Source organism: Verminephrobacter eiseniae EF01-2 (genome assembly GCF_000015565.1).
Lineage (GTDB): Bacteria > Pseudomonadota > Gammaproteobacteria > Burkholderiales > Burkholderiaceae_C > Acidovorax > Acidovorax eiseniae.
Genome location: NC_008786.1, coordinates 580091 through 606244 on the forward strand (window position 1 = coordinate 580091; position 26154 = coordinate 606244).

The 26154-nt window shown below is 66.5% G+C and carries 27 protein-coding genes; 19 read left to right on the forward strand and 8 right to left on the reverse strand.

All coding sequences use genetic code 11. The features are described from left to right. Position 1: 1 nt before the first annotated feature. Positions 2-910 carry a BKACE family enzyme gene (locus VEIS_RS02495; RefSeq protein WP_011808312.1) on the reverse strand — a complete coding sequence of 303 codons (909 nt, stop codon included), beginning with the start codon at positions 908-910 and terminating at the stop codon, positions 2-4. A 183-nt stretch (positions 911-1093) separates the two neighbouring features. Here VEIS_RS02495 and VEIS_RS02500 point away from each other — a divergent pair, with 183 nt between their 5' ends. From VEIS_RS02500 to VEIS_RS02515, 5 genes are all read left to right on the forward strand, one after another. Further along, the gene (locus VEIS_RS02500; protein WP_011808313.1) at positions 1094-2005 is read left to right on the forward strand and encodes a hydroxymethylglutaryl-CoA lyase; all 912 of its coding nucleotides are present in this window, start codon (positions 1094-1096) and stop codon (positions 2003-2005) included. A gap of 38 nt (positions 2006-2043) precedes the next feature. Next, positions 2044-2595, forward strand: a complete 552-nt coding sequence (locus tag VEIS_RS02505; RefSeq protein WP_011808314.1) for a YbaK/EbsC family protein — start codon at positions 2044-2046, stop codon at positions 2593-2595. Beyond that, the gene (locus VEIS_RS31445) at positions 2592-3200 is read left to right on the forward strand and encodes a DUF1289 domain-containing protein (protein WP_011808315.1); all 609 of its coding nucleotides are present in this window, start codon (positions 2592-2594) and stop codon (positions 3198-3200) included. Before VEIS_RS02505 ends, VEIS_RS31445 begins: the two co-directional genes overlap by 4 nt. Then, positions 3197-3853 carry a 2-hydroxychromene-2-carboxylate isomerase gene (locus VEIS_RS02510; protein ID WP_011808316.1) on the forward strand — a complete coding sequence of 219 codons (657 nt, stop codon included), beginning with the start codon at positions 3197-3199 and terminating at the stop codon, positions 3851-3853. Before VEIS_RS31445 ends, VEIS_RS02510 begins: the two co-directional genes overlap by 4 nt. Before the next feature lie 199 nt (positions 3854-4052). Further along, on the forward strand, positions 4053-5714 hold the full coding sequence (locus VEIS_RS02515) for an MFS transporter (protein WP_011808317.1): 1662 nt from the start codon (positions 4053-4055) through the stop codon (positions 5712-5714). Positions 5715-5730: 16 nt separating this feature from the next. Here the strand turns inward: VEIS_RS02515 and VEIS_RS02520 are convergent, their stop codons facing one another. After that, positions 5731-6693, reverse strand: coding sequence for an IS110 family RNA-guided transposase (locus tag VEIS_RS02520; RefSeq protein ID WP_011808318.1), 963 nt, complete (start codon positions 6691-6693; stop codon positions 5731-5733). 470 nt (positions 6694-7163) lie between these two features. Between VEIS_RS02520 and VEIS_RS02525 the strand changes: the two genes are divergently transcribed. From VEIS_RS02525 to VEIS_RS02530, 3 genes are all read left to right on the forward strand, one after another. Continuing rightward, positions 7164-7613 (forward strand): OsmC family protein, encoded by a 450-nt coding sequence (locus VEIS_RS02525; RefSeq protein ID WP_011808319.1) that lies wholly within the window; start codon positions 7164-7166, stop codon positions 7611-7613. 26 nt (positions 7614-7639) lie between these two features. Continuing rightward, positions 7640-7792, forward strand: a complete 153-nt coding sequence (locus VEIS_RS27550; protein WP_157048371.1) for a hypothetical protein — start codon at positions 7640-7642, stop codon at positions 7790-7792. 183 nt (positions 7793-7975) lie between these two features. Further along, on the forward strand, positions 7976-8302 hold the full coding sequence (locus VEIS_RS02530; RefSeq protein WP_011808320.1) for a DUF3579 domain-containing protein: 327 nt from the start codon (positions 7976-7978) through the stop codon (positions 8300-8302). A gap of 26 nt (positions 8303-8328) precedes the next feature. Here VEIS_RS02530 and VEIS_RS02535 read toward each other — a convergent pair whose 3' ends face one another. Further along, a complete protein-coding gene (locus VEIS_RS02535; RefSeq protein WP_041949762.1) occupies positions 8329-8517 on the reverse strand; it encodes a hypothetical protein in 189 nt (62 codons plus the stop codon). A gap of 15 nt (positions 8518-8532) precedes the next feature. Here VEIS_RS02535 and VEIS_RS02540 point away from each other — a divergent pair, with 15 nt between their 5' ends. The 3 genes from VEIS_RS02540 to VEIS_RS02550 are packed head-to-tail and all read left to right on the forward strand — an operon-like array spanning position 8533 to position 10376. Then, positions 8533-9507, forward strand: coding sequence for a tripartite tricarboxylate transporter substrate binding protein (locus VEIS_RS02540; protein WP_011808321.1), 975 nt, complete (start codon positions 8533-8535; stop codon positions 9505-9507). Positions 9508-9522: 15 nt separating this feature from the next. Continuing rightward, positions 9523-9969 (forward strand): hypothetical protein, encoded by a 447-nt coding sequence (locus tag VEIS_RS29515; protein WP_011808322.1) that lies wholly within the window; start codon positions 9523-9525, stop codon positions 9967-9969. A 26-nt stretch (positions 9970-9995) separates the two neighbouring features. Further along, complete coding sequence (locus VEIS_RS02550) at positions 9996-10376, forward strand: PaeR7I family type II restriction endonuclease (RefSeq protein ID WP_011808323.1); 381 nt, start codon at positions 9996-9998, stop codon at positions 10374-10376. A gap of 113 nt (positions 10377-10489) precedes the next feature. Here the strand turns inward: VEIS_RS02550 and VEIS_RS02555 are convergent, their stop codons facing one another. After that, positions 10490-11512, reverse strand: coding sequence for a LacI family DNA-binding transcriptional regulator (locus VEIS_RS02555; RefSeq protein ID WP_049773794.1), 1023 nt, complete (start codon positions 11510-11512; stop codon positions 10490-10492). A gap of 256 nt (positions 11513-11768) precedes the next feature. Between VEIS_RS02555 and VEIS_RS02560 the strand changes: the two genes are divergently transcribed. The 8 genes from VEIS_RS02560 (at position 11769) to VEIS_RS02595 (ending at position 21999) form a co-directional block, all read left to right on the forward strand. Continuing rightward, the gene (locus tag VEIS_RS02560) at positions 11769-12875 is read left to right on the forward strand and encodes a glycoside hydrolase family 172 protein (RefSeq protein WP_011808325.1); all 1107 of its coding nucleotides are present in this window, start codon (positions 11769-11771) and stop codon (positions 12873-12875) included. Between the two features lie 27 nt (positions 12876-12902). Then, complete coding sequence (locus VEIS_RS02565) at positions 12903-13892, forward strand: ABC transporter permease (RefSeq protein ID WP_011808326.1); 990 nt, start codon at positions 12903-12905, stop codon at positions 13890-13892. Between the two features lie 4 nt (positions 13893-13896). Next, positions 13897-14718, forward strand: a complete 822-nt coding sequence (locus VEIS_RS02570; protein WP_011808327.1) for an ABC transporter permease — start codon at positions 13897-13899, stop codon at positions 14716-14718. Continuing rightward, positions 14715-15671: an ABC transporter ATP-binding protein gene (locus VEIS_RS02575; protein ID WP_011808328.1), complete on the forward strand. Its 957-nt coding sequence runs from the start codon at positions 14715-14717 to the stop codon at positions 15669-15671. The genes VEIS_RS02570 and VEIS_RS02575 overlap by 4 nt, the downstream gene beginning before the upstream one ends. After that, the gene (locus VEIS_RS02580; RefSeq protein ID WP_011808329.1) at positions 15671-16495 is read left to right on the forward strand and encodes an ABC transporter ATP-binding protein; all 825 of its coding nucleotides are present in this window, start codon (positions 15671-15673) and stop codon (positions 16493-16495) included. The genes VEIS_RS02575 and VEIS_RS02580 overlap by 1 nt, the downstream gene beginning before the upstream one ends. A 33-nt stretch (positions 16496-16528) precedes the next feature. Then, positions 16529-18409, forward strand: coding sequence for an ABC transporter substrate-binding protein (locus VEIS_RS02585; protein ID WP_011808330.1), 1881 nt, complete (start codon positions 16529-16531; stop codon positions 18407-18409). Between the two features lie 102 nt (positions 18410-18511). Next, positions 18512-19435 (forward strand): class I SAM-dependent methyltransferase, encoded by a 924-nt coding sequence (locus tag VEIS_RS02590; protein WP_011808331.1) that lies wholly within the window; start codon positions 18512-18514, stop codon positions 19433-19435. A gap of 41 nt (positions 19436-19476) precedes the next feature. Beyond that, entirely contained in the window at positions 19477-21999 is a 2523-nt protein-coding gene (locus VEIS_RS02595; protein ID WP_011808332.1) for an ABC transporter permease, read from the forward strand. 123 nt (positions 22000-22122) lie between these two features. Here VEIS_RS02595 and VEIS_RS02600 read toward each other — a convergent pair whose 3' ends face one another. The 4 genes from VEIS_RS02600 to VEIS_RS02615 form a co-directional block, all read right to left on the reverse strand. Next, on the reverse strand, positions 22123-23088 hold the full coding sequence (locus VEIS_RS02600; protein ID WP_011808333.1) for a threo-3-hydroxy-L-aspartate ammonia-lyase: 966 nt from the start codon (positions 23086-23088) through the stop codon (positions 22123-22125). 26 nt (positions 23089-23114) lie between these two features. Then, positions 23115-24062: an SGNH/GDSL hydrolase family protein gene (locus VEIS_RS02605; RefSeq protein ID WP_011808334.1), complete on the reverse strand. Its 948-nt coding sequence runs from the start codon at positions 24060-24062 to the stop codon at positions 23115-23117. A gap of 347 nt (positions 24063-24409) precedes the next feature. Beyond that, positions 24410-25642, reverse strand: coding sequence for an ROK family transcriptional regulator (locus tag VEIS_RS02610; RefSeq protein ID WP_011808335.1), 1233 nt, complete (start codon positions 25640-25642; stop codon positions 24410-24412). Positions 25643-25694: 52 nt separating this feature from the next. Next, the gene (locus tag VEIS_RS02615; protein ID WP_011808336.1) at positions 25695-26147 is read right to left on the reverse strand and encodes an RbsD/FucU family protein; all 453 of its coding nucleotides are present in this window, start codon (positions 26145-26147) and stop codon (positions 25695-25697) included. Between the last annotated feature and the right edge of the window lie 7 nt (positions 26148-26154).

The window sequence follows — 26154 nt, forward strand, 5'->3', positions numbered from 1 at the left end:
TTTACCGCCATTGCCGGATGTCATCGGCCGTGGCCAGCGGCCGGCCCAGCGCTTGCGCGACCTGCACGGCCTGGCGCACCAAGGCGGCGTTGTCGGGGGCGATGCTGCCGTCCTTGCACAGCAGGTTGTTTTCAAAGCCCACGCGGGCATGACCGCCCAGCGCTGCGGCGGCTGCGATGCAACTGTTTTCGGTGGCGCCGAAAGCGCAGACCGCCCAAGGCTCGGGCCCTTCATGGGCCGTCACGAAGGGCAGCAAATCCCGGGGACTGGAGGTCTGGCCGGCGCTGTAGCGGCCCAGCACGAACAGCAGCGACCAGGGGGCCTGCGGCACCACGGCCCGCGCGCGCAGATCTTGCCAGCGGCGCAGGTCGGCCAGGTCGTACAGGATGATCTGGGTCAGCGTGCGCTGGCGCGCCAGCCCGGTGAAAAAGCGCTGCAAGCCGGCTTCGCCGATCTCGGGTTGGTCGAACTCGCGCAGGCCCACCGACACCGCTTCGGGGCGCAGCGCCTCGACCAGCGCGATCTGTGCCGCTGCGCGGTAGATGCCGGCCGCCTCGCTGGTGATTTGCAGCACCAGCGCCTGCCCCACCGCCTGGCGCACGCGGTGGATGGCCGCACGGTAGCCTTGCAGGTCCAGGCTGTGGCGGCCCTGGGCGTCGCGGATATGCATGTGCAGCATGGCCGCCCCGGCATCCAGACAGGCGCGCGCCGTGGCCGCCAGTGCGTCGGCGGTGATCGGCAAGGCGGCGTGGTCCCGGGGCTGTTTGTAGGCGCCATTCGGGGCGACGGTGACGATCAGCGGGTTGCCGCTCCATGCCGAAGTGCTGGCGGGCGTGGCTGTCGGCTGGCGCTCGCCGGCGAGCGGGGCCTGGCGCTCGTGCCGTGCGGCATCGGGCTTGGGCGCCGTCATCCGGGTGCCGCCCTCTGCGGCCACGGTGCTGGTGTTGACGGGCGAACTCGAATCCATGGCGGCTCCTGGCGTGGCGCGTGGCGCGCGGGATGTGCGCTGGCGCGTCGGCGCGCGCAGTCTATCCGACACAATAGGGGAGTCTGTCCGTCCCCGCTGTCCCCGCTTTTGCCTGAGCGTCACACCATGAGCCTTCCTGCCAAAGTCAAGATCGTCGATGTCGGCCCGCGTGACGGCCTGCAAAACGAGCCGGCGCCGGTACCGGCCGAGATCAAGATCGGCCTGGTGCAGCGCCTGCAGGACGCGGGCCTGAAGAACATCGAGGTCACCAGCTATGTGTCGCCCCAATGGGTGCCGCAGATGGCGGACAACCACCAGGTGATGGCCGGCATCGCGCGCCAGCAGGGCGTGGTCTATTCGGTGCTGACGCCCAACCTCAAGGGCTTTGCTGCGGCACTGCCCGACCGGCCTGACGAGATCGTGGTCTTCGGCTCGGCCAGCGAAGCCTTCAGCCAGAAGAACATCAACTGCAGCATTGCCCAGAGCATCGAGCGCTTTGCGCCGGTAGTCCAGGCCGCGCGCGCTGCCGGCATTGCCGTGCGCGGGGCGATGAGTTGCGCCGTGGGCTGCCCCTATGAGGGCGACGTCGCACCCGAGCGCGTGGCCTACCTGGCGGGGCTGATGAAGCAGATCGGCGTGCAGCATGTGGGCGTGGCCGACACCATCGGCGTGGGCACACCGCGCAAGGTGCGGCGCGCGGTGCAGGCGGCGCTGCAGCATTACGGCATCGACGCCGTTTCGTGCCATTTCCATGACACCTACGGCCAGGCGCTGGCCAACACGCTGGCCACGCTGGAGATGGGCCTGTGGCAGTACGACAGCGCGGTCGCCGGCCTGGGCGGCTGCCCCTATGCCCGGGGCGCCACAGGCAATGTGGCTACCGAAGACATGGTGTATATGCTGCACGGCATGGACATAGAGACCGGCATCGACCTGGACAAACTCGTCGATGCCGGCGCCTACATCAGCCGCTTTCTGGGCCGCAAGCCCCATTCGCGGGCCGCCAGCGCGTTGCTCGCCCGGCGCGCGGACGGCTGATGCGCCAAGGCGCAGTCAACGACGGGAAATGACAGGAAATGACAGCAATCAGCGGAGCTTCCGGCATGTGCGCCACCCCATTGAAGGATTTACCCGAAGCCGTGCAGCGGGTGGCGGCCGCATTGCAGGCGCAGGGCCATGCCCATATGCCGCAGATGCTCGACGCTGCCGCGCGCACTGCGCAGCAGGCGGCCGATGCGCTGGGCATCCGGGTCGGGCAGGTGGCCAAGAGCATTATCTTTCGGCGCCAGAGCGACGATGCGGCGGTGCTGGTGGTGACCTCGGGCGACCGCCGGGTCGACGAGAAAAAGGTCGCCGCCCAAGTGGGCAAGATCGGCCGCGCCGATGCCGATTTCGTCAAGGCGCGCACCGGCTTTTCGATTGGCGGCGTGGCGCCGCTGGCCCATGCCACGCCGCCCGTCACGCTGATCGACCAGGACCTGCTGCGCTTTGACGTGGTCTGGGCCGCAGCGGGCCATCCGCACAGCGTGTTCGCGCTGCACCCCGGCGACCTGCAGCGCCTGACCGGCGCGCCGGTGGTCGATGTGGTGCAGGAGCCGGCGGACATGGCCGCCAAGTCAGCGCCATGAGCGCCGCCCGGCCGCCCGAAGGCGCTCATACCGTAGCCGAAGGCGCAGGTATCCCATCGATCGCCGCCCGGCCGCCCGAAGGCGCTCATACCGCAGCCGAAGGCGCAGGTATTCCATCGATCGCCGTCCGGCCGCCCGAAGGCGCTCGCACCGTAGCCGAAGGCGCAGGTACTCCAGTGAACGCCATCGATTTGCTGGCCGAGCGCGCAAACAAAACCTGCGCTGACGGCCATTTCGATGGCGCCCATGGCGCGGCCGTGCCATCGCCGTGCATCGCGGTATGCCGCATGTCCCCGGAGCGCGGCCACTGCGAGGGCTGCTTTCGCACGCTCGACGAAATACGCCTTTGGTCGAGCGCCGACGGCCCGCTGCGCCGCCGCATCTGGCAGCAACTGCTCGGGCGCGCGGGCATCGCGTTGCCGGCACTAGTGTCGCGTCACGGATCAGATGTCGTAGGCTGCGCGCAGCCATCGGAGCGCAGCGCAAGGCGCATCGTGCGGCCAATACCGAGCGTATTGGCAAGCGATGCAACGCCGCGATGCGCTTCGATGGCCAGCGCAGACCGACAGATGATCGGTGACGCGACACTAGAGACCCCGCCATGAAGCAAATCAGGTTCTATCTGGACTTCGTCTCGCCCTATGCCTGGCTGGCGTTCGAGCGCCTGCCCGAAGTGCTGGCGGGCCTGAGCCACAGCGTTGCCTATCAGCCGGTGCTGCTGGGCGCATTGCTGCAGCAGCATCACAACCCGGGCCCGGCGGGCATAGCACCCAAGCGCGACTGGACCTACCGCCATGTGGGCTGGCTGGGCCATGCGCAGGGCACGCCGCTGCAACTGCCTGCGCGCCACCCGTTCAACCCGCTGCCCTTGCTGCGCCTGGCCCTGGCCTGTAGCGATGACGGCCATATCAACCGCTTTGTCGCCGGCGCCGTGCTGCGCCATGTCTGGCAAGGAGGCCAAGATGCGCTCGACGCCGGGCGTCTGGCGGCGCTGGGCACGGAACTCGCCGGACAACTGCGCCCCGGACAGGACAACCATGGCGCAGCGCCCAAGGCATTGCTGCGCGCCAACACCGAGGCCGCGCAGGCGGCGGGCGTGTTTGGCGTGCCCACGTTCGAGGTCGATGGCAAGCTGTTCTGGGGGCTGGACAGCCTGCCGATGCTGCGCGCGTATCTGGACGGCGATGCCTGGTTCGACGCGGGCGCCTGGGATGCTGTCCGGCAGATCCCCTCGGGCTTGACGCCGGACAAGGGCTGATCGGGTGTTCGGCGCGGCAGACGGCACTCGCACATGCCGGAAATACCTTTACGGGTTTCACCTTAGGTTGTCAGGGAGCAGTCAGTTTGGTGCAAGCTCCTGTTGGTTTCGCGTCAGAACGCGGTCAGTGCCATCTCCAAAAATGCGGGCAGCCCGCTGCTGCGCGGCCTGAACCACCATTGAACAGGAGATAAACCCCATGGCAACCGCTCATCCCGCACCACGGCCGATGACGCCTGAAGAGAAGAAAGTCATCTTCGCTTCATCGCTCGGCACCGTTTTCGAGTGGTACGACTTTTATCTGTACGGCGCGCTCGCAAGCATCATCGCCAAGCAGTTCTTCAGCGGCCTGGATGCCGGCTCGGCCTTCATCTTCGCGCTGCTGGCGTTTGCTGCCGGCTTCATCGTGCGGCCGTTCGGCGCCATCTTCTTTGGCCGCCTGGGCGACATGATCGGCCGCAAGTACACCTTCCTGATCACCATCCTGATCATGGGCCTGTCGACCTTCCTCGTCGGTATCTTGCCCTCCTATGCAACGGTCGGCGTCGCGGCGCCAGTGATCCTGATTGCGCTGCGTCTGCTGCAAGGCCTGGCGCTGGGCGGCGAGTACGGCGGCGCAGCCACCTATGTGGCCGAGCATTCTCCCCATGGCAAACGCGGCGCCTACACGTCCTGGATTCAGACCACGGCCACGCTGGGACTGTTTTTGTCGCTGGCGGTGATTCTTGGCGTGCGCACCACCTTGGGCGAAGAAGCTTTCGCCAGTTGGGGCTGGCGCCTGCCGTTCCTGCTGTCCATCGTGCTGCTCGGCATCTCGGTGTGGATTCGTCTGTCGATGAGCGAATCACCGGCCTTCCAGAAGATGAAGGCCGAAGGCAAGACCTCCAAGGCACCGCTGACCGAATCCTTCGCCCGCTGGAAGAACCTGAAGATCGTGATCCTGGCCCTGCTGGGCCTGACCGCCGGCCAGGCCGCCGTCTGGTACTCGGGCCAGTTCTATGCGCTGCTCTTCCTGACCGAGACGCTCAAGGTCGACGGCGCGACCGCCAACATCCTGGTGGCCGTGGCGCTGATGATCGGCACGCCGTTCTTTGTCGTGTTCGGCACCCTGTCGGACCGCATCGGCCGCAAACCCATCATCCTGACGGGCTGCCTGCTGGCTGCGCTGACCTACTTCCCGGTGTTCGGCGCGCTGACCAAGGCCGCCAACCCGGCGCTGGCCGAGGCCCAGGCGAAGAACCAGGTGCTGGTGATGGCCGACGCCAGCGAATGCTCGTTCCAGTTCAACCCCACGGGGCAGGTCAAATTCACCAGTTCCTGCGACATCGCCAAGCAGGTGCTGGCCCGGGCCTCGGTGAGCTACGAAAACGTCCCGGCCGCAGCCGGCACCCCGGCCACGATCAAGATCGGAGAGACCGCGATCACCTCGTACTCCAGCAAAGGCCTGCCGGCTGACGAGGCCAAGAAAAAGGACGCCGAGTTCAAACAAGCGGTCGGAGACGCGCTGAAGGCAGCCGGTTATCCCGCCAAGGCCGACCCGGAACGCATCGACAAGGTAATGATCATCGCAATCATCACCTACCTGGTGCTGCTGGTGACCATGGTGTACGGCCCGATCGCCGCGATACTGGTGGAGATGTTCCCCACCCGCATCCGCTACACCTCGATGTCGCTGCCCTACCACATCGGCAACGGCTGGTTCGGCGGCCTGCTGCCCACCTCGGCATTTGCCATCGTGGCCCAGACCGGCAACATGTACAACGGCCTGTGGTTCCCCGTCGTCATCGCCGGCGCCACCGTCGTGATCGGGGGCCTGTTCATCAAGGACACCAAGGACGTCGACATCTACGCCAACGACTGAGTAACCGTCTTCCGAGTCAAGTGCCGTGCAGCGATTTATCCCAAGGTTTGCCGGTTCTGACCATGGCGTTGAGCGTGGTCAGGAGTTTGCGCATGCACGCCACCAGAGCGACCTTGGGCAGCTTGCCGGCAGCCTTGAGGCGTTCGTAGAAGGCCTTGATGGCCGGGTTGTAGCGAGTGGCAGTCAGCGTTGCCATGTACAGCACACGCCGGACCTCGAAGCGTCCTCCTTGCACCCGTCGTCGGCCCTTGCTGCTGCCGGAATCGTTGGCCATGGGCGCCACGCCTACCAGGGCTGCGATCTCGCGCCGGTTGAGCCGGCCCAGTTCGGGCAACTCGGCAATCATCGTGGCGCTGGCCACCGGACCAACGCCTGCGGCCGACTGCAGCAGCCGGTCCAGATCGCCGAAGTGCTCCCGCACATGGCCCACCATCTGCGTCTCCAGCTCATTGAGCTGTGCCTTGATGGCAGCCACGATGGCCTCGATGCTTGGGTGCAGCTTCGCGGGGGTGATCTGCAGGCGCTGGCGTTCGGAATGAAGCATGGTCAGCAGCTGGCGCCTGCGTGTGACCAGCGCAGCCAGCCACTGCTGGCACTCGTCGGTCAGGGGGCGCAGGAAGCGGCTCAGGTCTTCGCGGCGCAGCAGCACCGCGGCCAGCTCCGCGAGCATGCGTGCATCGACCGCGTCGGTCTTGGCCAGCCGGCCCATGGACTTGGCGAAGTCGCGCGCCTGGCGCGGATTGAGCACCGCCACGGGCAGGCCTGCGGCCTGCAGGGCACACGCCAGCGCCACCTCGTAGCCACCGGTGGCCTCCATTACCACCAGGCCCACATCCAGGGGCTGCAAAAGCGCTGCAAGGGCCGAGTGGCCTTCAGCATCGTTGGTAAACCGCTGGGCCCCGCTCTTGGGCTCCAGCACACAGACATCGATGTGCGCCTTGGCTACGTCGATGCCCACCGTCATTGAGGTAACAGACATGATCTTCAGATCCCTTGCTTGTGCATGCGCGCTCAAGCTTGGCGCGCGTAACCGTTCGGGCTTCACGAAGACCAGCGCGGCGGCCGTGCGTTCTGTACTCAGTCACGGGCTCCATCACCCCAGCCGCTACCAAACTGCACGGGCCCGTCTGGCCGCCTCAACGGCGTTCAGACTCTACCGCGCTGGGCCGGTTTAAAGATACAAGCGGGTAGCTTGGGGCCTCAAACGAAAAAAAAGAGCCCCGGACCTTGCGGTCCGGGGCTCAATCCATCCTTTGAGGAGATGGAGGAGACAATCGGTGCGTGACAGGGGCCTGTGCCTGCTGCCATCTGCTTGGGTTCATCGTCTGAACGAGCAGCGCATGCCGCGAAGTCTAACGCAAATCTTGCTGCGTTGCAGCAAAGCCGTATTTCGCCGGGCAGATTTGTGCAAAAGCAGGCAAAAAAACCACAGACCATCAAAGGACAGCAATGGAATGCACAGTGAGCTGGACAGGCGGGGCCGGAACCCGGTCCGGCATGGGCTTTGTCGCCGAAACCGGCAGCGGCCATGTCTTGGCGATGGACGGAGCACCGGATGCCGCCCATCCGGCCCATGGCGGACAGAATCTGGCGCCGCGCCCGATGGAGACCGTGCTGGCAGGCACCGGGGGCTGCACCGCTTATGACGTGGTGCTGATCCTGCAGCGCGGCCGCCATGATGTGCGCGGCTGCAGCGTGAAGTTGACCACGGAGCGCGCCGCGACCGATCCCAAGGTGTTCACCCGGATCCACATGCATTTCACGGTCACCGGCAAGGGGCTTGCGCCCGCCGCCGTGGAGCGCGCCATTGCGCTGAGCCACGACAAATACTGCTCGGCCAGCATCATGCTGGGCAAAACTGCCGAGATCACCACCAGCTACGAGGTGCGGGAGCTCTGAGGCCCGCTGTGCGGCGTTCCTGGCTAGTGTCGCGTCACCGATCATCTGTCGGTCTGCGCTCGCCATCGAAGCGCATCGCGGCGTTGCATCGCTTGCCAATACAGCTCGGTATGGGCTGCGCGATGCGCCTTGCGCTGCGCTCCGATGGCTGCGCGCAGCCTACGACATCCGATCCGTGACGCGACACAAGGGGGCTGCGTCCGTTCCATGGGGCGTGAATGGCGTGCAGGATGGTGCGCAGGGTGACGCGCCATCATGGAAAACCCTTATATCAGCGTCGATCGGCGTTAGAATCACGCGGCGGCGCAACATGCCGCGTCATGCAGCGTGCGTTGGCCGCGCCACCTAGCCCTCAGCCCCCGATGCTCTCCCCCTTGTCCAAAGAAATCTTCATTCAGGGCATCACCCGTGACGGGAAAATCTTCAGGCCCGGCGACTGGGCCGAGCGGTTGGCCGGGGTGATGAGCCGTTTTCGCCCCGGTGGCGCCAAGCCCGGCAGCCATCTGAGCTACTCGCCCTGGTGCTTGCCGACCCAACGCCATGGCATCAAATGCGTGGTGGTGCACCGCGACCTGCGCGACCATGAGCCGATGGCCTGGGATTTCGTCATCAACTTCGCACGCGACAACGACCTGCAAATGCTCCCCACCGGCCAACTGCCCGACGAGCCGGCGCCAGCCAGGCGCTGAGCGCAACCGATGCCGCAGCGGCAAGGTCAATCGACCGGCAGCACGGCGCTCAGGCTGGTCTCGACATCGATGAAATACGGCCCTTTGGCGCGCAGCCCGCCCCATGCGGGCACGCTGAAGGTCGCCGCAGCGGCGCGCCATGCCTCGGGGGCATAGCTGATACAGCAGGCGGGCCATTGTTTGCGCCCCGCGCAACCGGTGCAATGGTGGCCCACCCACCAGGAGCCCCCATGATTCGTCGAACCTTTGCCAGCGGCCTGCTGTGCAGCGCCTGCGCAGCACTGGCCTGTGCCGCATCGGCGCAGGACGGCTTCCCGGACAGACCGATGCGCATCATCGTTCCGTTTGCCGTGGGCGGAAACACCGACGTGCTGGCGCGCCTGTTCAGCCAGAAACTCGGCGCCCTCCTCAAGACCAGCATCACCGTCGAGAACAAGACCGGATCGGGATCGGTGCTCGGCACCGATGCCGTGGCCAAGGCCCCCGCCGACGGCTACACACTGCTGTTGGGCACCAGTTCGCACGCCATCAATGCGGCGCTCTACCCCAAGCTGCCCTACGACTCGCGCAAGGACTTTGCCTTCATTTCAATGATCGCCCAGGTGCCGATGGTGTTGTCCGTCCACCCCCGGGTGCCGGCCACGAATCCGAAGGAGCTCATCGCGCTGCTGCGCGCCAACCCGGGCAAGTACAGCTTCGCCAGTTCGGGCAATGGCGGCTCGCTGCACATGGCGGTGGAGTTGCTGAAGTTTCAGGAGCAGTTCGATGCGCTCCATATCCCTTACCGGGGCGCAGGCCCGGCGTTGACCGACACGGTCGCAGGCCAGGTGGACTTCATCATCGATCCGGTCACGACTTCCGCCCCCTTCGTCAAAAGCGGCAAGCTGCGCGCGTTGGCCGTGACCACTGCGCAGCGCTCGCCCGTGCTGCCGGATCTGCCGACGATGCAGGAGGCCGGATTTCCGAACTACGAGACCTCGACCTGGAACCTGCTGATGGCCCCTGCCGGAACACCGGCGCCGGTGATCACCCGGCTGAGTGCCGCCTTGCACAGCATCGCCCAGGACGCCGACTTCACCCGGCGGCTGGTCGATATGGGCGTCATCCCGTTGCACATGACCCCGTCCGAGACGCGCCGCCATGTCGAGCGCGAGACCGGGCAATGGGCGCGCGTGATCCAGAGCGCGGGCATCCGTCCTGAATGATCCGCCCTGAATGAAATGCCGCCCGGCACCGGGATGGGTGGATCGACCGCAGCGGCAGGCGCAGGTTCCGCGCCCGATAATGAAGGCGTGAACAACGCAACACATGGCACGGGCCTGCGCATCGGACAGCCTGCGCTCGAAGGTTTCTGTCCCGTGCTGGAGGCAGTGGACAAGCTCGCCCGCGATTCGGCCTCCGACGAGCGCGGTGCGATCTACACCCGGCGGGAAGTGGTCGGGTTCATGTTGGACCTGGCCGGATACGGGCCGGGTCGCCCACTGCATCGGCTGCGGCTGCTCGAGCCGTCCTTCGGCGCGGGAGAGTTCTTGCGCGAGGTTCCCGAAGCCATGCGGGCCAGGCTCGCCAAAGCGGCCAAGGCCCTCGATCTGGCCGAGTGCAATGCGGCGGCATGTGCGCTCTATGGGCTGTCTCCGAAAGAAGCGGATATGCTCGCCGGCGAATGAACGAAAACCGCAATGGAGGCAGCCCTGTGCCATTGAATCTCTGCGACTACGAAAACAAAACGAGTGACGCGATCAAGGCGTTTTGGCAAACAAGGGACGACGCCAGGTCAAAGCAAAAGGAGTCCGGCAAGGCCGACCAGGGCGAGCGGGCCGCAGTGACTGGCGGCAAGAACATGCACGGCGTTTCGCGTCTTGTGGTCGATCTGGTCAAGGCCAACGGTCTGCCGAATGCACAGGTACATCAGCAGCGGGCGGTGCTGACCTTGCCGGGCTACTTTCGCCCGACCAAACTGTGGGATTTGTTGGTGATCGACAACGGGCGGCTGATAGCAGCCGTCGAATTCAAGAGCCATGTCGGCCCCTCGTTCGGCAACGACTTCAACAACCGCACCGGATCGCCCGGCTGAGTGCGGCCAGCAGCGCCCAGGATGCCGACCCACGATGCCGACTTCCCCCGGCGGCTGGCCGATAGGGGCGTCATCAAAGCGCAAGCATCCGTCCTGAATGAAAAAGCCTGGTCTCAGGTGGAAAGACCCGGGGGCGGCGGCCACATGACGCATGAATCGCGGATGCGCAATTGCGCACGCATCCGCACCACCCGCGCCGCCGATCGCTGCGCGCCGCCATCTTGCAGGTGTTCGAGAACGATTGCCATCGCCTGGGCGCCGATGGCCCGGGTTGGCTGAACCAGCGTCGTCAGGCGCGGCTCGAAGACATCGGCCCACTCGAAGTCATCAAAGCAGGCCACCGAGATATCGGCCGGACAGCGCAGGCCGGAGTCCTTGATGCCACGCATCAACCCGATCCCCGAAAGGTTGTTGCTGGCGAAGATCGCCGTCGGTCGCTCGGCAAGTGACAGCAGGCCCATGGCAGCGCCGTAGCCATCTGCAGAGCCGAACCGGGCCGCCCCCACCAGTGCGTTCTCTATGGCAATGCCGGCCTCGGCCAGCGCCTGGCAATAGCCCTGGTAGCGTTCCCTGGCGGTCGACAGGGTGCTTTTGCCGGTGATCAACCCGATGCGGCGATGCCCGAGGGAAACCAGGTAGCGCACGGCATCGCGCGCCGCCGCCACGTTGTCTATCACCACGGCGTCCGTCGCCACGCCGTCGAGCAGGCGGTCGATCAGCACCACGGGCTTGCGGCGGCTGTCGATCAGGGCGCGCAATGGCGGTGTTTCTCCCGCAGTGGCAATGATGAGCGCATCGACCATCCGATCCGACATCAGCCGCAGATGCAGCCGCTCCTTTTCCGGGTCCTCATCGCTGCAGCAGAGCATGACGCCGTAGCCATGGTGGTAGGCGACTTCCTGGATCGAGTGGATCACGGCGGTGAAGAACGGGTTGGTGATGTCGGCGATCATCAGCCCTATGGTTTTCGTGCTGCCCGTTTTCAGGCTGCGTGCAATCGCATTGGTCTGATAGCCGACGCGCCGTATCGCGTCGAGCACGCGCTTTTTGCGGTCGGCGCTGACCGGCGCGGAGTCGTTGATGACCGCCGACACCGTGGCCAGCGAGACCTCGGCGAGCTTGGCAACGTCAACCATCGTCGGTGCGCGCCGATCGGGGTCTGGCTGTGATCCTAAACGTTTCATATTTCCGCCCGATTCTACGTTGCAGCACCCTGCCCAATCCCTCTGACTCCCGGGTTGCCGGGTGCGCGCGAAGGCAATGTCTCCTATGGCGCATGTCGGATGCGGGCAAGGCGCTAATGGAAATTACCTACACATGCCAGAACGAAACGTTTCGATAATCGCTGCAACATCCGATGACAACACAGACCTGACAGAGGAAGGAGACACCATGAATGGCTTCAATGGCCTGGGCATGCATCTGGGCACCCTTGCGCGCCTGTCGGACGCCAAGACCCGCTCCATCAGTCCGGAGAACTTCAGCGGCGAGGCGGGCGGCGGCGCCAGGGCGACCGAAGGAACGGGCGCAGCGGCGGCCAGAAGCCTGGGCCAGGGCTGGAAAGTGTCTCCGTCGATCGATGTGGCCCCGGGGGCGACGGTGGCTTTGGCCGATATCGCCGGGCAGGGCGCGATCCAGCATATCTGGGCGACGGTGCGCAATGCGCGCTGGCGCTTGCTGATTCTCAGGATGTACTGGGACGATCAGGAGTTTGCGTCCGTCGAATGCCCGATCGGCGACTTCTTTGCCAACGGCTGGGAGTCCTACGCGCCCGTGAACTCCGCCGCCGTCTGCGTCAACCCTGGTCGAGCATTCAATTGCTACTGGGAAATGCCGTTTCGCCGGCGCGCGCGGATCACGCTGACCAATCTCGACGAGGTCAGCACCCGCATCTACTACCAGATCGACTACACGCTGACGGCGGTGCCCGATGATGTGGCGTATTTCCATGCGAGCTTTCGTCGCTCCAACCCGCTGCCCTACAAGAGCGACCATGTGGTCATCGACGGGATTTGCGGCCAAGGGCAATATGTGGGCACCTACATGGCCTGGGGCACGCACAACAACGGCTGGTGGGGTGAGGGCGAGATCAAGATGTTCCTCGATGGTGATCGCGCGTTTCCGACGATTTGCGGCACCGGCACCGAAGACTATTTCTGCGGCGCGTACAACTTCGACCCCGGCTGGTGCGACGCGCAAACGCCCAATGGCTATCGCGAGTTCTGCACGGCCTACGCCGGGCTGTGCCAGGTGATTCGTCCCGATGGCGTTTACCAGTCGCAGCAGCGCTTCGGGATGTACCGCTGGCACATCATGGATCCGGTCCGGTTCCAGAGCCAACTGCGCGTGACGATACAGGCCCTGGGCTGGCGGCCCGATGCCGAGCGGCGCTACCTGCCGCTGCAAGATGACATTGCCTCGGTGGCCTTTTGGTACCAGACATTGCCCGGCGCACGATTGAAGGAGCTGCCGGAAAGGGATTTTCTGGAAGTCCTCTGAGCCCGGCTGCCGCGCAGGTCTGCACGCATGAAATTCCTGATCAGCCGACTCACGAGTTATCTGGCCGTGATTCTTTTCGGGATCACCGCGATCTTCTTCATTCCGCGCTTGCTCCCGGTCAACCCGGTGGAGGCCATGCTGGGGCGCATCCTGTCGCAGGGCGCTTACATGCAGCAAGAGCAGGTCAGCGCGTTGCGGGAGGTGCTTTCGGACGCTTTCGGCCTGAACGGAAGCCTGGCGAGCCAGTATGCGGGGTTCCTGCGGCGCGTCTTGCTGACACAGGACTTCGGGCCCTCGCTGGCGATGTACCCGACACCTGTCAAGGAACTGATCGCGCAGGCCCTGCCATGGACTTTCGGCCTGTTGCTGTCTTCGGTGCTCATTGCCTGGGTCGTCGGCAACGCGCTCGGCCTGATCACCGGCGCATTGCCGACCCGAAAGCTGTCGCGCGTGCTGGAAGGCGTGGCGCTTGTCTTTTATCCCATTCCCTACTTCGTTCTGGCGCTGGTGCTGAGCATCCTGTTCAGCTTCGTCTGGACGGTGTTTCCGCTCACGACCACGATCCGTGGCGTCGGCTGGAGTTGGGGCTTCATCGGCTCCGTCATCTACCACTCCCTGTTGCCTGCGGCATCCATCGTCGCCGTCACCTTTGGCTGGTGGATGCTGTCGATGCGGGCCTTGACCGAGACGCTGATGGATGAGGAATTCGTCATTTATGCGCGGCTCAAGGGCCTGTCCAACCGGCGCATCATTTTGCGCTACATCCTGCCCAACACCTTGCTGCCGCAGATCACATTCCTGGCGCTGCAGTTGGGCCTGATGTTCAGCGGCGCCATCGTGACCGAGATCGTTTTCAACTACCCCGGTGTGGGTTCGCTGATCCACACGGCGGTGCTGCAAGGCGACTACAGCTTGCTGACCGGTGCCGTGTCGCTGTCGATCGTCGCGGTCGCCACCTTGACGCTGCTGGTCGACCTGTCGTGCCCGCTGATCGACCCGCGGATTCGGCAAAGGTAGCACCATGCGCATCAAGTTCTGGCTCGGCTCGGCCATCGTCGGCCTGACGGTTCTGCTCGGACCGGTGGCCGCCATGTTCGCCCCGCAGGACCCGCGCACCTGGCAGACCTACCCGAGAAACCTGGGGCCATCGCTCGATCATTTCCTCGGCACCACGGCCCTCGGGCAGGACATCTTCTGGCTGCTGAGCTGGTCGGTGCGCAACTCCTTGCTGCTCGGCGTGACGGTCGGCGCGTTGGCGACCATCATCGGTGTCGCTGCCGGTCTGGTTGCGGGCTACCGTGGCGGGCTGTCCGACCGGGTACTGTCTTTCTTGATGGATGGGCTGATCGTCATTCCGAGCCTGCCGCTGCTGATCCTTTTGTCGGCGCTGTCCAAGGGGCAGGCGTCGATGGCCGTTCTGGGTGGCATGTTGGTGCTCTTCAATTGGCCGTTCCCGGCGCGCCAAGTGCGCTCTGTCGCGCTTTCGCTGCGCGAGCGCGACTTCGTCAGTCTGGCGTGGTTCTCGGGCGAAAGCCTGCTGCGCATCGTGCGTTGGCAGTTGTTTCCGTACCTGCGCAACTGGGCCGTCGCCAACTTCATCAACACCATTTTGGTCGTCATCGCCGTCGAGTCGAGCCTGGCGTTTCTGGGCCTGTCCAACGATGCGATACCAACGCTCGGCACGATGATTTATTGGGCCTTGAAGTACCAGGCGCTGTTTGCCGGGCGGTGGTACTGGATCGTGCCGCCGATCCTGGCGGTGATCCTGATCTTTGTCGGCCTGTTCCTGTTTTCCAATTCGCTGACGGATCGTCTGCGCAAACACCCGGGAGCCGCGCTGTGATCAGCGTCGACAATGTCGTGGCCGGCTACCGCACACCCGGCGGCTTGCTGCGCGCCGTCGACGGGGTGAGCCTGCAAGTGCGCGATGGCGAAATCCTTGGCATCGCCGGCGAATCGGGCTGCGGCAAATCGACCTTGCTCAAACTCCTGTACGGCAGCTTTTCCGACGGCCTGGAGATCTTCTCCGGCAGCATCACCTGGCGCGACCGCGAGGGCACCCGGACCTTGGACGTCAAGGACTTCCACCGGCATTGGTGGAGCCTGTTCTCCTACGTGCCGCAAGGCTCGATGAGCGCGATGAACATGCTGATGAAAATTGGCGCGCAGATGATCGATGCCGGCAGCGCCCATGGCGTGATCGACCGCACGGCGCGCGCCGCCCGCATCCGCAGCACGCTGGCCGAACTGGATCTGCCCGAAGAGGTGCTGGGGCTGTACCCGCACCAGTTGTCCGGCGGCATGAGGCAGCGGGTGCTGATCGGTCTTGCGACCTATGTCGACCCCGAGGTGATCCTCGCCGATGAGCCGACCACGGCGCTGGATGTCGTGGTGCAAAGACAAATCCTGGAAAACCTGGTGCGGCTGCAGCGGGCCAGGCAAAACAGCATCGTCATCGTCTCGCACGATCTGGGGCTGCACTACCAGGTCGCCGATCAGGTCGCGATCCTCTATGCAGGCCGGCTGGTGGAGCTCGGCAGCGCGCAGAACGTGCTGCGCAATCCGCAGCATCCTTATACCCGGGGCCTGGTCGGGGCCTTGCCACGGCTTGGCGACCAACTGCCGCGCCAGGGCATCGATGGCCGGCCGCCCTCGTTGCTCGATCTCCCCGGGGGCTGCCGCTTCCTGCCGCGCTGCGCCAAGGCGCTTGCGTCCTGCGCACAAGCGCAGCCAGCGCTCAGCCCGGTCGGCCCCGGGTGGTTGGCCGCCTGCCATCGGCTCGGGGAGTGCCGCTGATGGGCAGCGCGCCGCCAATCCTTGCGATCGATGGGCTGCAAAAGACCTATGGCCGTGGCGGCCTGTTCGGCCAGAACGCCGGGCGGCGCGCGTTGGACGGCGTGTCGATGGTGCTCGACGGCGGCGGCGGACAAATCCTGGCCGTGGTCGGCGAATCGGGCAGCGGCAAGACGACGCTGGCCAGAATCATCCTGCGCCTGGTCAAGGCCGATGCCGGAACCGTGCGCATCGCCGGCGAGCCTGTCGTCGGCAGGCCGGACGGGACGGTCGACGACCAGCGCCTGCGCCAACTGGTGCAACCGATTTTCCAGAACCCGTTCGAGACCTTCAGCCTGCATCTGCCGGTCGACCAATACCTGATCCGCACGGCCATCAATCTGGGCGATGCAGCAACGGCACGCAACCCGGAGCCGGCGATTTCGGCGGCGCTGTCCGCCGTCGGCCTGCGCCGGGAGCAACTGCTTGGCAAGGGCATCCGTTCGTTCTCGGGCGGCGAACTCCAGCGCATCTCGATTGCCCGGGCGCTGATCGCCAAGCCCCGGCTGATCGTCGCCGACGAGCCGGTCAGCATGGTCGATGCGTCGCTGCGCATGACGATCGTGAATCTGTTCCGGCAACTGAGCCGGGAGCGCGGCGTGGCTTTCGTCTACATCACGCACGACCTGAGCACCGCCTGCTACCTTTCCGACCGGATGGCGATCATGCGCCACGGGCAAGTCGTCGAATTCGGCCGTCCCGAAGCCATCCTCGCGGCCCCCGACAGCGCCTACACCAAGGCGCTGATGGCGGCCATCCCGACGCTCGATCGCCGCTGGATCGACTGACCGCCACACCCCAAGCCCCAGGAGACATCCGCCATGAAGCGACTCATTCACGCGAGCATCGCGCTGTGCATTGCATGCGCAGCCAACACCCCGGCGCTGGCCGAAAACATGACCGATGTCGGAACGCCGCGCAAGGAAACCCTGGTGGTCGACATCCTCACGGGCCGGGTTGGCAACCCCAAGCGCATGAACCCCTATCTCGAAGGCAACAGCCTGGTTCAGGGATTGCACCAGCTCGGCTACAGCAACCTGTGGGAGATAGATACCGTCAAGGGCGTCCAGTACCCGGCGCTGGCCGCCACCATGCCCGAGGCCATCGATGGCAAGAACACCCGCTGGCGCTTCAAGGTGCGCAAGGGGCTGGCGTGGAGCGACGGCGTGCCATTCAGCGCCGCCGACGTGGCCTATACCGCGCAGATGATCATCGGCAACCCCAAGCTGCCCTACAACCGCTTCCTGGAAAAGAACATCAAGAGCATCCAGGCGATCGACGCAGAAACGGTGGAACTGGAGACGCTCAGTGCGATGCCGAAAATCGCCTACATGTTCGGTTCCGTGATCTTCGGCAACGGCTTTCGCGTGCTGCCCAAGCATGTCTGGGAAAAGGTCGATCCGGCGACGTTCGCCAACTTCCCGCCGGTGACCATCGGCCCGTACAAGCTCAAGGAGGTGGACGACAACGGTTTTTGGTTCCTGTGGGAGAAGCGGGCCGACTGGCAAAAGACCGACGCCGGACAAATCGTCGGCGAGCCCAAGCCAAAGTACGTCCTGTTTCGCTCCTACGGCACGGAAGAAAAGCGGATCATGGCAATGGCCCGGAACGACATCGATGTGCTGACCGACATCACGCCCGAAGGCTTGGACATCCTGCGGCAAAGGAATGCCAAGGTGAAGTCCTGGTACGACGCCTTCCCCTGGGCCGCCCTGGACGACCCCTGCGAGCGGGGCATCTCGTTCAACACCTCGAGCGCCCCCTACGACCAATGGCAGGTGCGCTGGGCGCTGGCGCTGGCGACCCGGATCGACAACGTCAGCATCGCGACATTCTCCGGGATGATGCGCGCCTCGCCGCTGCATGCGCCGCCGATCTCGATCCTGATGAAAACCTACCACGAGCCGATGCTGCCATGGCTCAAGGGCTTTGCGCTGCCGGACGGCTACAAGCCTTTCGATTCCGAATTCGCCATCCGGATGGGCAAGCGCCTGGCCGCCGAAAAGATACCGGGCCTGCCGACGGGCGACGCCGAACTACGCAAGCTGTTTGGCGTCGGCTGGTGGAAGTTCGACCCTGCGAAGGCCGCCGCACTGCTGCAAAGCGTGGGCTTTCGCAAGGCCGACGCCGGATGGCTGCTGCCCGATGGCAAGCCCTGGAAGATGACGATCAACGCGCCGGCCGACTTCGAGATCCAGTCCCAGCGCCTGGCCTTCGCCGTGGCCAATGAATGGAAGAAATTCGGCATCGATGTCAATGTGCAGCAGCAGCAAGGCGGCGTTTTCACCACCGAGTACGCCTCCGGCAACTTCCAGGCCGGCGCCTACTGGAACCAGACCTGCGCGATCGGCCCCGATCTGTGGGTTCGACTGGAATGGTGGCACGAAAAGTACGTCAGCCCCAACGGTCAACCGGCCGCGTTCAACCGCGAACGCTACACGAACCCGAGCCTGAGCCACACCATCGACCAGATGGCGATTTTGCAGCCGACAGACCCGAAGAATGTGGAACTGGGCACGGCGCTGTTGAAGGAACTGGTGGCCGGCATGCCCGTCATCCCGATGTTCGGCACGTCCAAGTTCGTGCCGGTCAACACCACGTACTGGAGCAACTTTCCTTCTGCCAGCAACTACTATGAAGGGCCTTGGTGGTGGTGGTCGAACTTCAAGTACATCGTCGCCAGACTCAGGCCGGCGCCATGAACCAGCGTCACAATAGGGCATGACCCGGACCATGGCCCCGCTGCCGACGACGCAACTGCCGTGCGCCGTGCCCGCCGTGCAGTCCCGCCAGGGCAGCGCGCGATGAGGCCGAAGGCCGGGCGCGCCCGGGCCGTCCCGGCCGTCCCGGACATGCTTGCCGGGCCGTTGCCGCTGCGGCCCGGGCAATCGGTGGAGTTGCTCAAGGAACTGCATATCCTGACCCCCGAGGGGCGCCTGAACCAGGACTCGCGGCGCAAGCTCAAGCAGGTGCACCACCTGATCCAATTCATCGAGCCGCTGCTCGCAGAACTGGCGGCCGAAGGCGCCGGACTCACGCTGGCCGACCACGGCGCCGGCAAGTCGTACCTGGGGTTCATCCTCTACGACCTGTGCTTCAAGGCCCTGGGGCAGGGCCATATCTATGGCGTCGAGACCCGCGCAGAACTGGTGCAAAAGTCGCGCCTGCTGGCGCAAAAGCTGGGTTTCGGGCGCATGTCATTCCTCGATCTGTCGGTGGCCGACGCCACCGTTGCCGACGGCTTGCCGGCGCACATCGATGTGGTCACGGCTTTGCATGCCTGCGATACCGCCACCGACGATGCGATTGCCTTCGGTCTGCACAAGAACGCCCGCGCCATGGTGCTGGTGCCTTGCTGCCAGGCGGAAATGGCGGCCTGCCTGCGCCGCGACAAAGCCCTGCAACTGGCGCGCACAGCGCTGGCCGAGTTATGGCGCCACCCCTTGCATGCCCGCGAGTTCGGCGGCCATGTCACCAATGTGCTGCGTTGCCTGTACCTGCAAGCCAGTGGCTACCAGGTGACGGTGACAGAACTGGTCGGGTGGGAGGACAGCCTGAAAAATGAGCTGATCATCGCGCGCCATACCGGCCAGAAAAAGCACGGCGCCGCACAGCGCCTGCGCGCCATCCTGAGTGCGCTCGGATTGGAAGAAGCCTTGGGCGCACGCTTTGGCCTCGACGCCTCGGGCACCCGGCAGGCGCTTGCCGCGCAGGGCGCTGCGCACTGAAAGCCGGCGCCAAAGACGGGCTTTGCGTTAAGGTTCGGCCGATGAACCTGTCTTTTCTACGCCTGGGCTGGCGCAGCCTGGTCCGGGACCTGCGCGCGGGCGCGCTGCGCTTGCTCATCGTTGCGGTCAGCCTGGCGGTGGCGGCGCTCACGGCGGTGGGCTTTTTTGCCGACCGGTTGCAGGGCGGCTTGCAGCGCGATGCGCTGCAACTGCTCGGCGGCGATGCCGTGGTGGTCAGCGACCTGCCCACGCCAGCGGCCTTCGTCGAGCGCGCCCGGGCGCTGGGCTTGCAGTCGGTCACCACGCTGAGTTTTCCGACCATGGGCCGGGCCAGCGACGCGCAGGGTGGCGCCAGCAAACTGGTGGCGCTCAAAAGCGTGCCCCCGGGCTACCCGCTGCGCGGCAACCTCACGGTGGCCGATGCCCCGGGGGCCGCAGGGCAGAGCACGCGCGCGATTCCTGCGCCCGGCCAGGTGTGGGTCGATGCGTCGCTGCTGACCGCGCTGAACCTGGCCATCGGCGACACGCTGCTGCTCGGCGACGCGCAACTGCGCATTGCGCGCATCATCGTCATCGAGCCCGACCGGGGCTCGGGCTTCATCGGCTTTGCCCCGCGCGTGATGATCAACCGGCAGGATCTGCCCGCCACCGGCCTGGTGCAGCCGGCCAGCCGCCTGAACTATCGCTTTGCGCTGATCGGCCCGGCGCCTGCGGTCGCGGCTTTCAACGCCTGGGCGCTGGCCGAGGCGAAAAAGCCCGGGGTGCATGGGGTGCGCATGGAGTCGCTGGACAGCGGCCGTCCCGAGATGCGCCAGACGCTCGATCGGGCGCAGCAATTCATGGGCCTGGTGGCGCTGCTGGCGGCGCTGCTGGCGGCCGTGGCCGTGGCGCTGGCCGCGCGCGGCTTTGCCGCCGGGCAACTGGACGCTGCGGCCATGCTGCGGGTGCTGGGCCAGAGCCAGCGCGCCATTGCCGGCGCTTACAGCACCGAGTTCGCGCTGCTGGGCCTGCTGGCCAGCGTGCTGGGGGTGGCGCTGGGCTATCTGGTGCACCACGCCTTCGTGCTGCTGCTCGCCGGCCTGCTCGGCACGAGCCTGCCGCCGCCTGGCCTGTGGCCGGCTGCGTCCGGCCTGGGGCTGGGGCTGACGCTGCTGTTCGCGTTCGGTATGCCGCCGCTGCTGCAACTGGCCCGGGTGCCGCCGCTGCGCGTGATCCGGCGCGATCTGGGGGGAATCAAACCGGCGTCGCTGGCGGTGCTGGCGCTGGGCCTGGCCGGCTTTGCCGCCCTGCTGCTGGCCGTCAGCCGCGACCTGCTGCTGGGCCTGATCGCCGTGGGCGGTTTTGCCGGCGCCGCAGCGCTGTTTGCCGGGCTGTCATGGCTGGCGGTCAAACTGCTGCGCCACAGCGTGAACGAGGTCAGCGCGCCGCGCTGGCTGGTGCTGGCGACGCGGCAGATCGCGGCGCGCCCGGCCTATGCCGTGGTGCAGGTCAGCAGTCTGGCGCTGGGGCTGCTGGCCCTGGTGCTGCTGGTGCTGCTGCGCACCGATCTGATCAGCAGTTGGCGCCAGGCAACCCCGCCGGATGCGCCCGATCGCTTTGTCATCAACGTACAGCCCGGGCAGTCGGCGGCCTTCCGGCAGGCGCTCGCGGACAGCGGCGTGCTCCGCTACGACTGGTACCCGATGATCCGCGGCCGGCTGGTGGCCGTGAACGGCCAGGCCGTAGGCCCCGAGCGCTACGCCGACGAGCGCGCCAAGCGCCTGGTCGAGCGCGAATTGAACCTCTCCAACACGCTGGAGCAGCCCGCGCACAACCAGATCGTGGCCGGGCAGTGGCGGCCCGGCGAGGCGGGCGCGATCAGCGTCGAGGAGGGCATTGCCAAGACCCTGGGCCTGCGGCTGGGCGACCGCCTGCGCTTCGACATCGGCGGCGTGCAGGACGAGGCCCGCATCACCAGCCTGCGCAAGGTCGATTGGGGTTCGATGCGCGCCAATTTCTTCGTGATGTACCCGGTGGCGCAGCTCGAGGAGAGCCTGCCGCTGACCTATCTGGCGGCCTATCGCGCGCCTGCGGCCCCGGGCTTCGACAACGCGCTGGTGCGCCAATTTCCCAACATCACCAGCGTCGATATGGGCGCCACCATTGCCCAGGTGCAGCGCGTGCTGGACCAGGTGATCCATGCGGTGGAGTTCCTGTTTGCCTTTACGCTGGCCGCCGGGCTGGTGGTGCTGTTTGCCGCCGTCACCGCCACCCGCGAAGAGCGGGCGCGGGAATACGCCATCATGCGCGCCGTGGGCGCCAGCGCCCGCTTGCTGCGCCAGGTGCAGCGGGCCGAACTGGCCGGTGTCGGCCTGCTGGCCGGCTTTCTGGCCAGTGCCGTGGCGCTGGCGCTGGGCTGGGCGCTGGCGCGCTTCGTGTTCGATTTCAGTTGGACCGCCGCACCCTGGGTGCCGCTGGCCGGCGCCGGCGCAGGGGCCGTGCTGGCGCTGGCTGCGGGCTGGTGGGGCCTGCGCGAAGTGCTGCTGCGCCCGGTGACGGACACGCTGCGCCGCAGCGCTGAATGAGGCCGCCGGCCCGAGCGCCTCACTCCATTGCCAAATCGTTCATGCCAGCGAAGGCGCAGCGCAGACAGCACGAATGCGCGGCAAGCGGCGCCGGCAAAGTGCCCGGATGCTTCAGGAATGGAATCACGGCGCCAGCAGCGCGCAAAAGCGCGCCATGTCGATATTGCCGCCGCTGATCAGCACGCCCACGCGCTGGCCCGCAAGCTGGCTGCGCAGCGCGTGCGCCGCCGCAAAGCCCAGGCAGCCGGTGGGCTCGACGATGAGCTTCATGCGCTCGGCAAAAAAGCGCATGGCGTCGATCAACTGCTCGTCGGTCACGGTCAGGATGTCGTCGACATCGCGCCGGATGATGGGGAAGGTGATCTGCCCCAGGTGCTGCGTCTGCGCGCCATCGGCGATCGTCCGGGGGGTGTCGATGTGCACGATGGCGCCGCTGCGAAACGACTGCTGGCCGTCGTTGCCGGCAGCCGGCTCGACGCCGTAGAGCTTGCACCGGGGCGACAGCGCGCGCGTGGCCAGGGCCGAGCCTGACAGCAGACCGCCGCCGCCCAGGCAAACGAAAAAGGCATCGAGCGGGCCTACTTCTTCAAACAGTTCCTTGGCGGCCGTGCCCTGGCCGGCCAGCACATCGGCGTGGTCGTAGGGCGGAATCAGCGTCAGCCCGTCGCGCTCGGCCAGCGCGCGGCTGATCTGCTCGCGGTCTTGCGTGTAACGGTCGTACAAGCGCACGCTGGCGCCGTAGCCCTGCGTGGCGGCGATCTTGCTGGCGGGGGCGTCCTGCGGCATCACGATGGTGGCCGGCAGACCCAGCAGGCGCGCTGCCAGCGCAATGGCCTGCGCATGGTTGCCGGACGAGAACGCGATCACGCCGGCCTGGCGCTGCGCCGCGTCGAACCGGGACAGCGCGTTGAACGCGCCCCGGAACTTGAACGCGCCCATGCGTTGCAGGTTCTCGCATTTGAAGAACAGCCGGGCGCCAAAGACTTCGTCGATGCGGCGCGCGGTGAGCACCGGAGTGCGGTGCGCATGGCCGGCAATGCGGCCCGCTGCGGCAACGACATCGTCATAGGTGGGCAGGGCAGGGGGCATGGCGGGCGTTCCTTTGCCGGATGGATTTACCAGCGGGCGCGCAGGCGGTCGTAGGCGAAGGTGCCGAACTGGCGCTGTGCCGAGGGGGTCAGGTGCACGAAGTCGGCAAACACATAGGTGTCTTGCTTGGCGTCCGGCCGCAGCGTGGCGCTGTTGCACAAGGCCGCGTTGATCTGGCCCGGGCCGATGCCGATGCCGTTGCTGGCGTCCACCGAGGTGCACACGGCGTCCGTGGCATTGTTGAAGCCGTAGCTGGACGGCGAGCCGGTGTACAGGTTCACGTAATAGGCCGAGTCCACATACAGCGCGTTCGCGCCCAGATCGACGATGCCCAGCAGCAGGCCCTCGTTGAAGCGGCTGCTGGCCCGGCCCAGCACCGCTTCGCGCCCCATGACCTTGGCCCAGGGGGTCTTGCCCAGGTCGTAGCTGCCGGTCAGCAGCACATGGCGGGCGCCGGCGGCAACCAGCCGGCGCACCTGGGCGGCCATGTCCTGGCCGGCCTGGAACGCTGCGGCCAACTGCGCGGCCTCGGTCTGGGTGCCGAGGTTGACGGCGGCCATGCCGGCGATCAGGTCGCTCAGGCCGCCGTTCATCAGCACCAGGTCGTCCTTGGCAAAGCGGTCCTTGGCCAGGAAGCTGTCGATCTGCTCGGACAGCGTGCGGGTGCTGGCGTTGCCTGCCGCATCCGGCTTGGCCACGATGCGGGCGTTGCCGGTTGCGTAGCTCGTGCCGCCGGCGCTGACCGGGGTCAGCGGCTTGTCGTATTTGGCCGCGATCTGCAAGGTCCAGTTGTTGATGCTGCCGTCATTGACGGTGTAGCGCGTGCCGTTTTGCCCGACATCGCTCATGGCGTCGCCAAACGCGATCAAGCGCTGCGGCGCAATGGCCGATTCGGTGGTGCTGGAACCGCAAGCCGTGAGCAATGCGGCCGAGACCCCTGCGGCGACCATGCGGCGCATCCAATTTGCTGCCATGTTTTTCTCCAGGAAAGAGGGGTAGTTTAACGAGGCATGGTGGGCGCATCAGGGCGCATGGGGCGCGATCGGAACCGGCATGCCCGGCCAGGCGCGGGCTTGGTCGGGCGCATCGCGAAGGCAAAAAACCTTGGCGGGCACGCCCGCCGGCCCGGCGGGTGCGGCTGCGCGCGGCCCCCGGTGACGGCCCGGCAACGGCCCGGGACGGCCCGACAATGGCCCGAGATGACATGCCGCGCAGGTCGCGGGCGCAGCGCGCTTTTGTCAACGCCGTGGCCGCATGGCCGAGCGCCGCGCTGTCGGTTCGACGGTCATCCGGGGAGCGTTCCGGTTCCGGCGCTGCCGGTTCAGGTCTTCAAAAAGATATCGGTATCGGGCGCAAAGCAGGCATGCAGCGGCAGCAGCGCTCCGCCCAGCGCGCGGGCGTCCGAGCCGATGGAGCCCAGCGCCAACGGCGGGGGCGGGTGCAGGCCCTCCCAGTTGTAGGCGTGCAGCAGCGCGCGCACGCGCTCGGCCAGGGCTTGCAGCAGGTCGGCGGTGGTGGCGGCGTCGATGACCACGGCATCAAGGTCGAGAAAGGCCGTTGCCGAGACGATGCAATGCGCCAGCGCGCTGGCGGCGCTGGCGATCCAGGCCCGGCTGTGCGCGGCCCAGGGCGCTTGCAGCACGCGCTCGTCGTAGGCGGCCATCGGGTCCAGGCCCTGCTCGCGCAGGCGCTGCTCGAGCTCCCACAGCGAGGCCTGTCTGATCAGCTGCTCGGGCGCTGCGGCGCTGTCTGGCTGCGCCACGGCCAGCGGCAGCGAGGCCACGGCGCCGGCGTTGCCGTGCAGGCCCCGGTGCAGGTGCGAGTCGAGCACCAGCGCGCCGCCGACGAAGGTGTCCATGAACAGGTACAGAAAGCTCGGGATGTCGCGCCCTCGGCCTTGCAGCAACTCGGCCACGCAGGCGGCGGCGGTGTCTTTGGCAAAGCGCACGGGCAGACCGGTCATTTGCTGCACCTGCCCGGTCAGATCGATGCTGTTCCAGGCCTGCGACTGCGCCGCGCTCAGCCCCAGCATGCGGTGCCAGCCGCCGAGTTTCAGCGGCGCGGCCAGGCCCACGCCGACCACGCGCGCGCGCAGCGGCCCCAGGCCGTCGAGCAGTTGGTTCAAGTGGCGGCCAATGGCGGGCAGCAGTTGGTCTATGTCGGGGAAGGCGTAGTCGAGCCGGATGCGCGCGCGCACCTGGCCGCTGAAGTCCACCAGCAGCCAGTCGGCGCTGCGCCGGCCGATCTTGATGCCGACGGCAAAGGCGCCATCGGGGTTCAGGCCGATCGGCACCGAGGGCTGCCCGACGCGGCCGCGCACCGGCGCTTCGCGGCGCAGCAATTGCTCGTCGTCGAGCCGCGCCGCGATCAGGCCGATGGCTTGCGCGGTCAGGCCGGTCACGCGCGCGATCTCGGCCTTGGCCAGGCTGCCGTGGGTGCGCAGCGCCTGCAACACCACGCGCTCGTTGAACTGGCGCAGCCCGACATGGTTGGAGCCGCGCTGGCGCAGCAAGGCGGGTTCGGCGGCGCTTGCGTCGGCGAGCGGCATGGCCATCGGGGCGCGGCGGGCGTGTCAGGAAGAAACCAGCGGCACAGCGGCACAGCGCTCAGGGGCGCAGGCTGGCGCAGATCACGCCTTTGCGCAAAATGAAATTTCCCCAGGGCTGCAACTCGCCGGTGACGACGATGGCGTAAGCCTTGCGCGCGCGCTCGTAGAACGCAAAGCGTTCCACGCCCTCGGCCTGCCCGCTATCGAGACCCAGGCCGGCCAGCAGCGCGACGGCTTCACGCTGCAGCGCCGAGCGGTACGGCGGCTCGGTGCCGCCGACCTGCATGTAGGCCACCGGGTGCGGTATGTCTTCGGCCAGCGGCAGCAGGCTGGTGACGGCCTGTAGCGCGCGCACCAGGCCCACGCCGGGCAGGCGCAGCACCGGTGTGCCGGCGCCCGGCCGCATTGCAATGAAGTTGGCGTCGGCCAGCACCAGCGCATCGTCATGCCCCATCTCGGCCAGCAGCCGGAGCAGGTCGGGGCTGAGCAGGGGGTCGATTCCTTTGAGCATGGGTTTC

What these genes read in the sequence shown, in the direction of transcription:
- VEIS_RS29515 (WP_011808322.1), top strand. Translation starts at nt 9,523, where the DNA reads ATGCCGCCCGGCACCGGGATGGGTGGATCGACCGCAGCGGCAGGCGCA.
- VEIS_RS02510 (WP_011808316.1), top strand. Translation starts at nt 3,197, where the DNA reads ATGAAGCAAATCAGGTTCTATCTGGACTTCGTCTCGCCCTATGCCTGG.
- VEIS_RS02540 (WP_011808321.1), top strand. Translation starts at nt 8,533, where the DNA reads ATGATTCGTCGAACCTTTGCCAGCGGCCTGCTGTGCAGCGCCTGCGCA.
- VEIS_RS02615 (WP_011808336.1), bottom strand. Translation starts at nt 26,147, where the DNA reads ATGCTCAAAGGAATCGACCCCCTGCTCAGCCCCGACCTGCTCCGGCTG.
- VEIS_RS02595 (WP_011808332.1), top strand. Translation starts at nt 19,477, where the DNA reads ATGAACCTGTCTTTTCTACGCCTGGGCTGGCGCAGCCTGGTCCGGGAC.
- VEIS_RS02590 (WP_011808331.1), top strand. Translation starts at nt 18,512, where the DNA reads ATGAGGCCGAAGGCCGGGCGCGCCCGGGCCGTCCCGGCCGTCCCGGAC.
- VEIS_RS02515 (WP_011808317.1), top strand. Translation starts at nt 4,053, where the DNA reads ATGGCAACCGCTCATCCCGCACCACGGCCGATGACGCCTGAAGAGAAG.
- VEIS_RS02565 (WP_011808326.1), top strand. Translation starts at nt 12,903, where the DNA reads ATGAAATTCCTGATCAGCCGACTCACGAGTTATCTGGCCGTGATTCTT.
- VEIS_RS02530 (WP_011808320.1), top strand. Translation starts at nt 7,976, where the DNA reads ATGCTCTCCCCCTTGTCCAAAGAAATCTTCATTCAGGGCATCACCCGT.
- VEIS_RS02495 (WP_011808312.1), bottom strand. Translation starts at nt 910, where the DNA reads ATGACGGCGCCCAAGCCCGATGCCGCACGGCACGAGCGCCAGGCCCCG.
- VEIS_RS31445 (WP_011808315.1), top strand. Translation starts at nt 2,592, where the DNA reads ATGAGCGCCGCCCGGCCGCCCGAAGGCGCTCATACCGTAGCCGAAGGC.
- VEIS_RS02570 (WP_011808327.1), top strand. Translation starts at nt 13,897, where the DNA reads ATGCGCATCAAGTTCTGGCTCGGCTCGGCCATCGTCGGCCTGACGGTT.
- VEIS_RS02500 (WP_011808313.1), top strand. Translation starts at nt 1,094, where the DNA reads ATGAGCCTTCCTGCCAAAGTCAAGATCGTCGATGTCGGCCCGCGTGAC.
- VEIS_RS02555 (WP_049773794.1), bottom strand. Translation starts at nt 11,512, where the DNA reads ATGGTTGACGTTGCCAAGCTCGCCGAGGTCTCGCTGGCCACGGTGTCG.
- VEIS_RS02520 (WP_011808318.1), bottom strand. Translation starts at nt 6,693, where the DNA reads ATGTCTGTTACCTCAATGACGGTGGGCATCGACGTAGCCAAGGCGCAC.
- VEIS_RS02600 (WP_011808333.1), bottom strand. Translation starts at nt 23,088, where the DNA reads ATGCCCCCTGCCCTGCCCACCTATGACGATGTCGTTGCCGCAGCGGGC.
- VEIS_RS02605 (WP_011808334.1), bottom strand. Translation starts at nt 24,062, where the DNA reads ATGGCAGCAAATTGGATGCGCCGCATGGTCGCCGCAGGGGTCTCGGCC.
- VEIS_RS02560 (WP_011808325.1), top strand. Translation starts at nt 11,769, where the DNA reads ATGAATGGCTTCAATGGCCTGGGCATGCATCTGGGCACCCTTGCGCGC.
- VEIS_RS02610 (WP_011808335.1), bottom strand. Translation starts at nt 25,642, where the DNA reads ATGGCCATGCCGCTCGCCGACGCAAGCGCCGCCGAACCCGCCTTGCTG.
- VEIS_RS02525 (WP_011808319.1), top strand. Translation starts at nt 7,164, where the DNA reads ATGGAATGCACAGTGAGCTGGACAGGCGGGGCCGGAACCCGGTCCGGC.
- VEIS_RS02505 (WP_011808314.1), top strand. Translation starts at nt 2,044, where the DNA reads ATGACAGCAATCAGCGGAGCTTCCGGCATGTGCGCCACCCCATTGAAG.
- VEIS_RS02580 (WP_011808329.1), top strand. Translation starts at nt 15,671, where the DNA reads ATGGGCAGCGCGCCGCCAATCCTTGCGATCGATGGGCTGCAAAAGACC.
- VEIS_RS02585 (WP_011808330.1), top strand. Translation starts at nt 16,529, where the DNA reads ATGAAGCGACTCATTCACGCGAGCATCGCGCTGTGCATTGCATGCGCA.